This window comes from Mycobacterium sp. TH-M106, assembly GCF_057473765.1.
In genome coordinates, this window is sequence record NZ_JBYCLE010000087.1 from 1 (window position 1) to 8,910 (window position 8,910).

The window sequence follows — 8,910 nt, forward strand, 5'->3', positions numbered from 1 at the left end:
GAACCCTCGGAGGCTGTGAACCTCACACGCTTTCGAGGCGTGCTCCTTAGGCCGCTCGGACACGCCACCGCCGGACAGCCTACCCAACCGGCGGCTGTCGCCGCACCGGACCGGGACCGCGCATCCCTTACCGCTGCCGGACGAAGAAATCCTCCAGCAAAGCGGCGCACTCGTCGGCGAGCACCCCGCCGCGGACCTGCGGGCGGTGACCCAGCCGACGGTCGCGGACCACATCCCACAGCGAGCCGACCGCCCCGGTCTTCGGCTCGAAAGCACCGAAGACCAGGCGGGCTACCCGGGCTGCCACCAGCGCACCGGCACACATCGTGCACGGCTCGACGGTGACCGCCAGCGTGGCGCCGGCCAGCCGCCAACCGTCACCGAGCGTGGCGGCGGCCGCCCGCAGCGCCAGGATCTCGGCGTGGGCAGTCGGGTCGCCCAGCTTCTCCCGGGCGTTGGCGGCACGCGAGAGCACCTCGCCACCGGAGCCGACCACCACCGCGCCGACCGGCACATCGCGCGGCCCCGCAGCGGCGGCGGCCGCCAGCGCCGCACGGATCAGATCCTCGTCGGTCACCGACCGAGCCGGCGCAGTGTTTCCGACATCTGCTCGTCGAAACCCATCTCGGCGGCGATCCGAACCAGCTGCTCGTCGACGTCCAGGTCGGACTCGTCGAGGATGACGCCCAGCACCGCTTCGGGCAGCCCGATGTCGGACAGCAGCCCCAGGTCGCCCTCCTCGAACGGTTCGGCGTCCTCGAGGTCCTCAGCGTCGATGTCGGCGTCCAGCTTGTCCAGTACTTCGTCGGCGATGTCGTAGTCCAGCGCGGCGGTTGCGTCCGACAGCAGCAGCCGGGTGCCCACCGGACCAGGTCGGACGATCACGAAGAATTCGTCGTCTACATCCAGCAAGCCGAAAACAGCACCGGCGCTGCGTAATTCACGAAGTTCTGTCTCAGCCGCGGCCAAACTGGCCAGCGCCGCCGGGCGCATCGGCGAGCAGCGCCACTCGCCGTCTTCGCGTACCACGGCCACGCCGAAGCCGTCCGGCGTGTCAGCCGACCGGTCCTGCGTGGAGGCTCGCTGTGCTCCCATGGGCGCTTACGCTAGTCGCCGATTACACCCTTGACCAGCGAATCGTCGGCAGCGGTCCGGGCACAGATATGTCAACCTAGGAGGGTGACTGGCAGGGCGGCTGGCAGGGTGACTGGCAGGGCGGCTGGCAACGCCGCGAAAACACCGGTGTGCGTGTTGGGACTGGGCCTGATCGGCGGCTCGGTGGTTCGCGCGGCCGCGGCGGCCGGCCGAGAGGTGTTCGGCTACAACCGCTCGGTGGACAGTGCGCGGGCCGCGGTAGCCGACGGTTTCGACGCCACCACCGACCTCGAGGAGGTGCTGGCGCGGGCCGCGGATACCGGCGCGCTCATCGTGCTCGCTGTCCCGATACCGGCGGTGCCGATGCTGCTGAGCCACATCCATCAGTTTGCCCCCGAGTGCCCGCTGACCGACGTCACCAGCGTGAAGAGCGTGGTGCTCGACGCGGTGACCGCCGCAGGCCTGCAAGCCCGGTTCGTCGGCGGTCACCCGATGGCGGGCACTGCGCAGTCGGGATGGCCGTCCGGTCACGCCCGCCTGTTCAGCGACGCTCCCTGGGTGATCAGCGTCGACGACCACGTCGACCCGATGGTGTGGTCGACGGTGCTGGAGTTGGCGCTGGACTGCGGGGCGATGGCGGTGCCGGCCCGCTCCGACGAACACGACGCCGCCGCGGCCGTCATCTCCCACCTGCCGCACCTGATTGCCGAAGCGTTGTCCGTCACCGCCGCCGAAGTGCCACTGGCGTTCGCCCTGGCCGCGGGGTCGTTTCGGGACGGAACCCGGGTTGCGGGCACCGCACCGTACCTGGTCCGGGCGATGTGCGAGGCGAACTGGCTGCAGCTGCTGCCGGCGCTGGATCGCATGATCGAACTGCTGGCCGACGCACGGGATTCCCTGTCGGCTGCCGATTCGGTGGCGGAGCTGGTCGACGCCGGTCATGCCGCCCGGACCCGCTACGCAAGCTTCCCGCGCCACGACATCGTCACCGTGTTCGTCGGCGCCGAGAACTGGCGCCAGGAACTGGCCGCCGCGGGCCGGGCCGGCGGGGTGATCAGATCCGCTCTGCCAATCCTGGATAATCCACGATGAACCCGTCAGCGTCGACGGTGACGGTGGTGCCGGTGGCACCGGTGGCCGGCGAGCACACGCTGATCCCGGCCCGCTGTTCCGGTGCGGTGCTGCGGTAGCTGGTGGCCGCCGCGGTGACCGACATCTCCGGCAGCCACACATAGATGGTGGGCACGGTGATCTCACCTGCCCGCTCGTTCAGGCCGGCGCGGCGGATCGGCAGGGCGTTGAAAAACGGGCTGAACACCACGTCGACGTCCAGCGCCCCCTCGTAACCGGCCCGTGACTCCCCGCGGTGATCGGTCAGCAGCCACATGTTCTCCTCGTCGCGGGCGATGGAGAGCTGGCGCTCCCGCTCGGCCAGGGTGACCGTCAGGCCGATCCGCCGGGTCGCACCGACCGCGTCGGTCTGCAAATCGTAGTAAGCGCTGAATGCCGGATGCCCCGCGGTGGCAGCCGCGACAATCTGGCCGTTGGCCTTAATTCGCTTGCCCGACAACTGCACTCGCACCGATTCCATGCGCGCGACATCCGGCGCCCGCCACGTCAGAATCGCCGACCGGGTGGCGGGTGTCGGATCAGAGGCGGTCGCGATCACTGGGCTCACCCGATCACCGTAAGCGACGAAATTCTCGGCCGCCGGCAAGGCCCCGAGCAATACGGCGCGATCCGGCTAATTTCGCGGCGAAAACCGGCAAGATAGCACCATGAGCGACGATCTCCCCGCACCAGACCATCCACCGGGCGACAAAGCCGACCAGGCCGACCAGGTCCCGGCCGCGGCGGTCCCGTTCACCCGCGCCGCCGCGTTGTGGAGCTCACTGATCGTGGGCTTCCTCGTTCTCATCGTGCTGTTGATCTTCATCACGCAGAACACCGATCAGGCCAGCATCCAATTCCTGAGCTTTCACTGGAGCCTCCCGCTCGGGGTGGCGCTGCTGTTGACAGCGGTGGGCGGCGGGCTGGTCACCGTCCTGGCCGGCACCGCGCGGATCTACCAGCTGCGCCGCGCGGCAAAGAAGACCTTCGCGGCGCGACGGTAAGCACCGTAGCGTCACCGCTGATTTCGGGGCAACAGATCCCACACGTGCTCGGTGCCGTTGGCCGACACCACGGTGGCCTGGCCGGACCGTGAATACAGCAGCCGCGTCACCGATACGTAGTCGATCGGGAACGACAGCAACCGTGCGGTGCCCAGGATCTGATGCAACACGACGTTGATCACGCCGCCGTGGCTGAACACCGCTACCGTCTGCCCGGGATCTGCGGCAGCGACCACGTCGGCCGTCGCGGCGGCGACCCGGGCGCAGAACCCATCCTGGTCCACACCGGCCGGCAGCTCCCCCGCCGCCATTCGCGCCCAGTCCTGCGGCCGTTCGGTGCGCAGCTGCTCGATCGGCAGATAGCCGCCCAACTCCCGGTCGTACTCAGCGAACCGCTCATCGACGTCGATGGCCAGGCCACGCGCCTCGGCGACGGGTTCGGCGGTCTGGATCGCGCGTCGCTGCGGGCTGCTGATGACCCGGGTGATGGGGTACCGCGTCAACGCCTCGGGCAGCCGCCGCGCCTGTGCGATCCCGGTTTCGGACAGCTGCGGGTCTGAGCCCTCGCCGTGCTCGCTGCGCAGCGGCAGCGCGTGGCGGACCAGCAGCAACTGCATCGTGTCACCCTATGAGATCGGCAGGCTGACCCGTGAATTCGGTTCGACCCGCAGCGCTCTGCGCCCCGAGGGCGTTGCTGAGCGGGCGAGGACTGACCCGCACCAACGTCCTGTCGTCGTTGCCGGCCCACGATTCCACACCTGCCCCATTGGTCACCGAAGATCCCAGTGGTCACCGAAAATCGATGATGTGGGGATTTGCCCGCCTTCGAGCGACACCGCGCCCGCTGATCTGAAAACCTTGGGCAGCAAGGCTATTAGCCATTTGAGCAAAGGTTGCCGGGCCGACGTCGAAGAGGTGCATCGTTAAGACGTAGCGCAGTTCGATACCGCGCAGAGCTCTGTTCATGCAACGACGCTCGCATGCGGGTCCGACAACGATTCGGTTGTCGCTGGTAGCTGGGCGCCATCCGTAGAGCGACAAGCCGTAACGAACGAGACAGACGAGGCAGACGAGGTATGAGTGGCTCGAATCACCGCTTTCTCGCGGCCCGTCGTCGTCAAACCGGGGTTTTGTCGCGCGAAGGCGGACACCACCCACCCACAGCCAAAGCCGGGGCTGGTGTGGCGGATGTGACAGACGCGGCTGTGATCGGGAGCCGCTCAGAGTAGGTTCTTCTCCCGTGGACCTCGAAGCGGTGGCCGCCTGGATGTCGCGGCGAGGACTCGGTGAAGGCCCACTGGAAGAGGTCAGCGAACTGCGCGGCGGCACCCAGAACATCATGCTGCGGTTCACCAGGTCCGGCCGGTCCTATGTGCTGCGGCGCGGCCCGCGGCACCTGCGCCCGCGCAGCAACGCGGTGATGCTGCGGGAGACCCGGGTGCTGGCCGCGCTGGCCGGCACCGACGTGCCGCATCCGCGGCTGATCGCGGTCTGCGACGACCCGACCGTGCTCGGCAGCGACAGCGGGGCCGTCTTCTACCTGATGGAGCCGGTCGAGGGGTTCAACGCCGGGGAGGAGCTGCCCACCCTGCACGCCGGCGACCCGGCGATCCGCCACCAGATGGGCCTGTCGATGGCCGACGCCCTGGCCAGGCTCGGCGCTGTCGACCACATCGCCGTGGGGCTGGCGGACTTCGGCAAGCCGGACGGCTTCCTGGAACGCCAGGTGCCGCGCTGGCTCTTTGAGCTGGAGTCCTACCGACAGTTCGACAACTATCCCGGCCCCGAGCTGCCGGGCGTCGACGCCGTCGCCACCTGGCTGGAGCGGCACCGGCCGTCGTCGTGGCAGCCGGGCATCATGCATGGCGACTACCACGCCGCCAACGTGATGTTCTCCCGCACCGGGCCGGAGGTGGTGGCCATCGTGGACTGGGAGATGTGCACGATCGGCGACCCGCTGCTGGACCTGGGTTGGCTGCTGGCGACGTGGCGCCAGCACGACGGTTCCAGCGTGTTCAGCCATACGCTGACCGGTATGGGCGGATTGTGCAGCACCGACGATCTGCTGGCGCGGTATGCCACCAACACCACCCGCGACCTGTCGCACATCACCTGGTACACAGTGCTGGCCTGCTTCAAGCTCGCCATCGTGATCGAGGGCACGCTGGCACGCGCATCGGCCGGCATGGCCCAGCAGGAGGTGGGTGAACAGTTGCACGACGCCGCGGTGTGGCTGTTCCGGCGGGCGCTGGCGCTGATGGACGGCGAACCGTGACCCCCGTGCCTCTTGCATAAGTCCGCAGAGTAGGGCTATCGTTTATCGACGTGGACGATCGTGACAAAGACCCCACCGTGGTGTTGCCGTATCTGGTCGGAAGGCCACTGTCGGCACCTGAGATCTATGAGGCGTTCGGCTACCGCAAGTCTGCCTACTACAAAGCAGCTCACGAGGGCCGGCTAGTCAGCGCGAACAATCTGATCAAAGTCGCCAAGTACTTCGGGTTGAACCCGATCGACCTGCAGGTACGCTTCGGCCTGATCGAGCCCGAGGCGGTCAATGAGTACGTGGAGACAAATGCCGAGACAAGGGCCCCGTCAAGGGCCCCGTCACCGCGACTGACCGATCTGCACCCCGACGAGACCAAACCGCCGATCTAAAGCGGGCCGCAGAGTCCGGCTGGACCCAACCGGTGGTGATCGCTGCAATCGACGCAGTGTGATCGACTCCCCGGCGAGGGGGCCTGCGCGAGATGGTCCAGCTCGGACGCTAAACTCCTGGCGTGGCTGCAACTGATGACACCGTGAACACGGAGTCGGCGAAGATCATGGCCGACTAAGTGATGCGCGCTGATACGGACACAAACACGAAGAGGACGGCTGCGGTAACGACCGCGATAGCGGCTGCTGTCGCACCACTCGCGCTGTGGACCACCGTGCCGGAGTTGACAACGCGCGCAGACGTGATGCTGACCGATGCCGTGGCTTGGGGCATGGGCGGCAGCGGCGGCCCGATACCGTCGCCCGGACTCATCGCTGACGTAGCCGAACGATACAACCCTTCCTCACCGCTTTTTCCGGGCCAGCCGCTGTTCTCCTTGAGCAAGATCAACGGGCTGTACACCCCCGAGGACATGTACCCGGTCACCGGTGTCAAGAGCCTGACGCTCGACGCGTCGATGGCGCAGGGAGTCAAGATCCTCAACAGCACGATCACCGGACAGACCGCCGACGGACACGACATCGTGGTGGTGGGCGGATCGCAGAGTTCCACCATCGCCTCGCTGGAGATGCGGGACCTGATGGCGCTGCCGGCCGACGAGCGGCCAACCGGAGATCAGCTCTCCTTCCTGTTGCTCGTCGATCCCAGCGCGCCGAACGGCGGCATCCTCGAACGCTTCAACGACCCGAACCTGCCGACGCTGACCGTTCCGAGTTTCGGGATCACATTCAGCGGGGCTACGCCGTCGGACACTCCGTGGGACACCGTGATCTACGACCTGGAGTACGACGGATTCTCGGACTTCCCACGCTATCCGATTGATCTGGTGTCGGATCTCAACGCCGCCCTGGGCATCGTGTTCGTCCACCCGACAGCCACCCGAATCCCGCTTTCGCAAGTCGCTGAGGCCGTCAAGCTGCCGGTGTCTGCCGATTACACCGGCCACACGCAATACTTCATGATCCCCACCGAGAACTTGCCGCTGCTGGACCTGTTGCGCGATGTCCCGGTGGTGGGCAACCCACTGGCCGACCTGATGCAACCGGATCTCAAGGTGCTGGTCAACCTGGGCTACGGCAGCATCACCGAGGGCTGGGGTCAGGGTCCGGCGAACGTGCCCACCCCGTTCTCGGACTCGCTGTTCCCGACGAACATCGACTGGGCCGACGTGCTCACCGCGCTGGCCAACGGAGCTCAGCAGGGCGTCAAGGCCTTTGCCCACGACCTGGGAACACTGTCGTTACCGAGCGTGTCGGACGAAATCGCCAACAGCGCTGATAATGCCGCTGCCACTCTGTCCAACTTGCCGGAGATGATCGACAAATTCTCCGGCGGGCTTGCGCCGTTCTACGCATCGCTGCTCCCGATGGCCGACATGGTCAACACCTTGGCCACCACCCTGCCTTCCTACGACGCCAGCCTTTTCGTGCAGGAGTTGAGCTCCGGCCACCTCGTGGACGCCTTCGGTATGCCGATGGCGGTTGACTTCGGCCTGACCCCGGTAGTGCTCGGTTTCGGAATCGCCGGCCTCGGAGATGCCTTGAGTGCGGCCTGAGTTCAGCCTAAGGGCGGCCTCAGTGCGGCTGTCTGGCCCCGCTCCCCAGGTAGGCAGGCTGATGTTTCCCATTTTGGGATAATGGGATAGCTTTGGTGTATGCCTGAAGCCTACGTGGAGACCGACGCCCGAAGCCGGGTGGTGCTACCCGGCCACCCCAACCAGATGTTCCTGGTGCAAGAGAACTCCGACGGCAGCCTGCTGCTCTCCCCGGCCAGGGTGGTCAGCGAAGCGCAGGTCGAGTACGACAACTCCCCGGAGCTGAGGGATCTGCTGGCCCGAGCCGCCGTCTCGCCGACGGTGCATCGCCGCCGCACCCGGCGGGCCTGACGGGTGGCCGACGACTTCGACGGCCACTACTCCCAAGTCGCCGACGCCCAGCTCGACGCGCTGGAAGCCGGTCCCGACGCCGAGTTGTACAACGCGGTGCTCGACGCCTGCGACCTGGTGCTGAACCACTCCGGCCAAGCCCAGTCGATGTCCACCGCGTTCACCACCGCCAAGGGCATCCGGAGACGGATGCCGGTGCCCGGCTACCCGCAATACAAGGTGTTCTGGTCCACCGCCGGTCCGCGAATCGAAGCGGTGTTCCCGCATCCCACTGCGTGAACTGCTCCGGTGTGACGACGAGAAAACTCTCACCCTCACACTCTGCGCGCCCGAAGAGATTCGAACTCCCAACCTTCTGAAGTAGGTGACCTAACCGCAACCGTCCGGCAATGTCCGCTATCGTGTCGTGTCACAACAGGATACGGGATTATGCGGGAAAGCGACCACGTAAGCGGTCGCTATTGACCGTGGTGCCCCTGATAAATGTGGCTCTACTGACATGAATGTGGATGACCTCGATCACCGCCTCAACCCGTGAGGCCCGGGCCACCGCGCTTATGGGACGACACCCAACGCATACCGGCGGACAGCTCCGCCATAGTTCTCGCGGCACCTGGGCAGTCCGCGTCGACGAGTTTGGCCAGCGTCTGATCCTCGGTCAGCCTCGGGTTGCGCTCTACAACAGTTTGATGCACCTGACGCATTTCACGCGGGAACTCGCATGCCAGAAGACACAGAACCTCATCCGGGATCATCAGCTCCGCACCGGACCGGCGCACCGCCTCGACGGGAAAGTCTTTGGTGTTGTTCGTGCAGAGGATGTCCGCCTGCGCCGCGTACGCGGCAGCGAGAACGTGTGCGTCGTCGGGGTCCGGTAGCCCCAGCTCGTCGAACACCGCGACGTCGGCTGGCGTCACGTCGATCGACGCGTCGGGGAAATGCCGCTCCAGAAGGCCCCGAAGACGCTGATGCGCATCGTGGTTCCCGTACTTGCGGGTCAAGGTCCTGGTCAGGTCGTCGAGTATCTTCGCACTCCAGCGAACGTCGATGAGCCTGCGCCCGTGGGCGTATACCAGGTAATCGCGCACGGTGCGCGA

At 66.6% G+C, this 8,910-nt stretch carries 13 protein-coding genes; 7 read left to right on the plus strand and 6 right to left on the minus strand.

Going from position 1 to position 8,910, the window contains the following annotated elements:
- Positions 1 to 127: 127 nt before the first annotated feature.
- Together AC2VOP_RS02905 and AC2VOP_RS02910 are read right to left on the minus strand one after the other, a co-directional pair.
- Positions 128 to 577, minus strand: a complete 450-nt coding sequence (locus AC2VOP_RS02905) for a nucleoside deaminase (protein ID WP_486959577.1) — start codon at positions 575 to 577, stop codon at positions 128 to 130.
- Positions 574 to 1,095, minus strand: a complete 522-nt coding sequence (locus AC2VOP_RS02910) for a tRNA adenosine deaminase-associated protein (RefSeq protein WP_486959578.1) — start codon at positions 1,093 to 1,095, stop codon at positions 574 to 576. The genes AC2VOP_RS02905 and AC2VOP_RS02910 overlap by 4 nt, the downstream gene beginning before the upstream one ends.
- Before the next feature lie 108 nt (positions 1,096 to 1,203).
- Here AC2VOP_RS02910 and AC2VOP_RS02915 point away from each other — a divergent pair, with 108 nt between their 5' ends.
- A complete protein-coding gene (locus AC2VOP_RS02915; protein ID WP_486959579.1) occupies positions 1,204 to 2,187 on the plus strand; it encodes a prephenate dehydrogenase in 984 nt (327 codons plus the stop codon).
- Here the strand turns inward: AC2VOP_RS02915 and AC2VOP_RS02920 are convergent.
- A complete protein-coding gene (locus AC2VOP_RS02920; protein ID WP_486959588.1) occupies positions 2,150 to 2,764 on the minus strand; it encodes a putative glycolipid-binding domain-containing protein in 615 nt (204 codons plus the stop codon). The genes AC2VOP_RS02915 and AC2VOP_RS02920 overlap by 38 nt on opposite strands.
- Positions 2,765 to 2,873: 109 nt before the next feature.
- On the opposite strand from AC2VOP_RS02920, the gene AC2VOP_RS02925 reads away from it, so the two are divergent.
- Positions 2,874 to 3,209, plus strand: a complete 336-nt coding sequence (locus AC2VOP_RS02925) for a LapA family protein (RefSeq protein ID WP_486959580.1) — start codon at positions 2,874 to 2,876, stop codon at positions 3,207 to 3,209.
- Positions 3,210 to 3,220: 11 nt separating this feature from the next.
- Here AC2VOP_RS02925 and AC2VOP_RS02930 read toward each other — a convergent pair whose 3' ends face one another.
- Positions 3,221 to 3,826 (minus strand): histidine phosphatase family protein, encoded by a 606-nt coding sequence (locus AC2VOP_RS02930; RefSeq protein ID WP_486959581.1) that lies wholly within the window; start codon positions 3,824 to 3,826, stop codon positions 3,221 to 3,223.
- Between the two features lie 172 nt (positions 3,827 to 3,998).
- Entirely contained in the window at positions 3,999 to 4,175 is a 177-nt protein-coding gene (locus AC2VOP_RS02935; RefSeq protein ID WP_486959582.1) for a hypothetical protein, read from the minus strand.
- Between the two features lie 301 nt (positions 4,176 to 4,476).
- Between AC2VOP_RS02935 and AC2VOP_RS02940 the strand changes: the two genes are divergently transcribed.
- From AC2VOP_RS02940 to AC2VOP_RS02960, 5 genes are all read left to right on the plus strand, one after another.
- Positions 4,477 to 5,484 (plus strand): phosphotransferase family protein, encoded by a 1,008-nt coding sequence (locus AC2VOP_RS02940; protein ID WP_486959589.1) that lies wholly within the window; start codon positions 4,477 to 4,479, stop codon positions 5,482 to 5,484.
- A gap of 50 nt (positions 5,485 to 5,534) precedes the next feature.
- Complete coding sequence (locus AC2VOP_RS02945) at positions 5,535 to 5,867, plus strand: hypothetical protein (RefSeq protein WP_486959583.1); 333 nt, start codon at positions 5,535 to 5,537, stop codon at positions 5,865 to 5,867.
- A 275-nt stretch (positions 5,868 to 6,142) separates the two neighbouring features.
- Positions 6,143 to 7,483: a PE-PPE domain-containing protein gene (locus AC2VOP_RS02950; protein ID WP_486959584.1), complete on the plus strand. Its 1,341-nt coding sequence runs from the start codon at positions 6,143 to 6,145 to the stop codon at positions 7,481 to 7,483.
- 99 nt (positions 7,484 to 7,582) lie between these two features.
- Entirely contained in the window at positions 7,583 to 7,813 is a 231-nt protein-coding gene (locus tag AC2VOP_RS02955) for a hypothetical protein (RefSeq protein ID WP_486959585.1), read from the plus strand.
- A gap of 3 nt (positions 7,814 to 7,816) precedes the next feature.
- The gene (locus tag AC2VOP_RS02960) at positions 7,817 to 8,092 is read left to right on the plus strand and encodes a hypothetical protein (RefSeq protein WP_486959586.1); all 276 of its coding nucleotides are present in this window, start codon (positions 7,817 to 7,819) and stop codon (positions 8,090 to 8,092) included.
- A 248-nt stretch (positions 8,093 to 8,340) separates the two neighbouring features.
- On the opposite strand, the gene AC2VOP_RS02965 is transcribed toward AC2VOP_RS02960, so the two are convergent.
- Positions 8,341 to 8,910 (minus strand): PIN domain-containing protein (locus AC2VOP_RS02965; RefSeq protein ID WP_486959587.1); only part of this gene is annotated, 570 nt, incomplete at its 5' end.

Bases quoted from the DNA above. Each gene is read 5' to 3' on its own strand.
- AC2VOP_RS02910 (WP_486959578.1), bottom strand. From the start codon at position 1,095: ATGGGAGCACAGCGAGCCTCCACGCAGGACCGGTCGGCTGACACGCCG.
- AC2VOP_RS02925 (WP_486959580.1), top strand. From the start codon at position 2,874: ATGAGCGACGATCTCCCCGCACCAGACCATCCACCGGGCGACAAAGCC.
- AC2VOP_RS02930 (WP_486959581.1), bottom strand. From the start codon at position 3,826: ATGCAGTTGCTGCTGGTCCGCCACGCGCTGCCGCTGCGCAGCGAGCAC.
- AC2VOP_RS02935 (WP_486959582.1), bottom strand. From the start codon at position 4,175: ATGAACAGAGCTCTGCGCGGTATCGAACTGCGCTACGTCTTAACGATG.
- AC2VOP_RS02940 (WP_486959589.1), top strand. From the start codon at position 4,477: ATGTCGCGGCGAGGACTCGGTGAAGGCCCACTGGAAGAGGTCAGCGAA.
- AC2VOP_RS02955 (WP_486959585.1), top strand. From the start codon at position 7,583: ATGCCTGAAGCCTACGTGGAGACCGACGCCCGAAGCCGGGTGGTGCTA.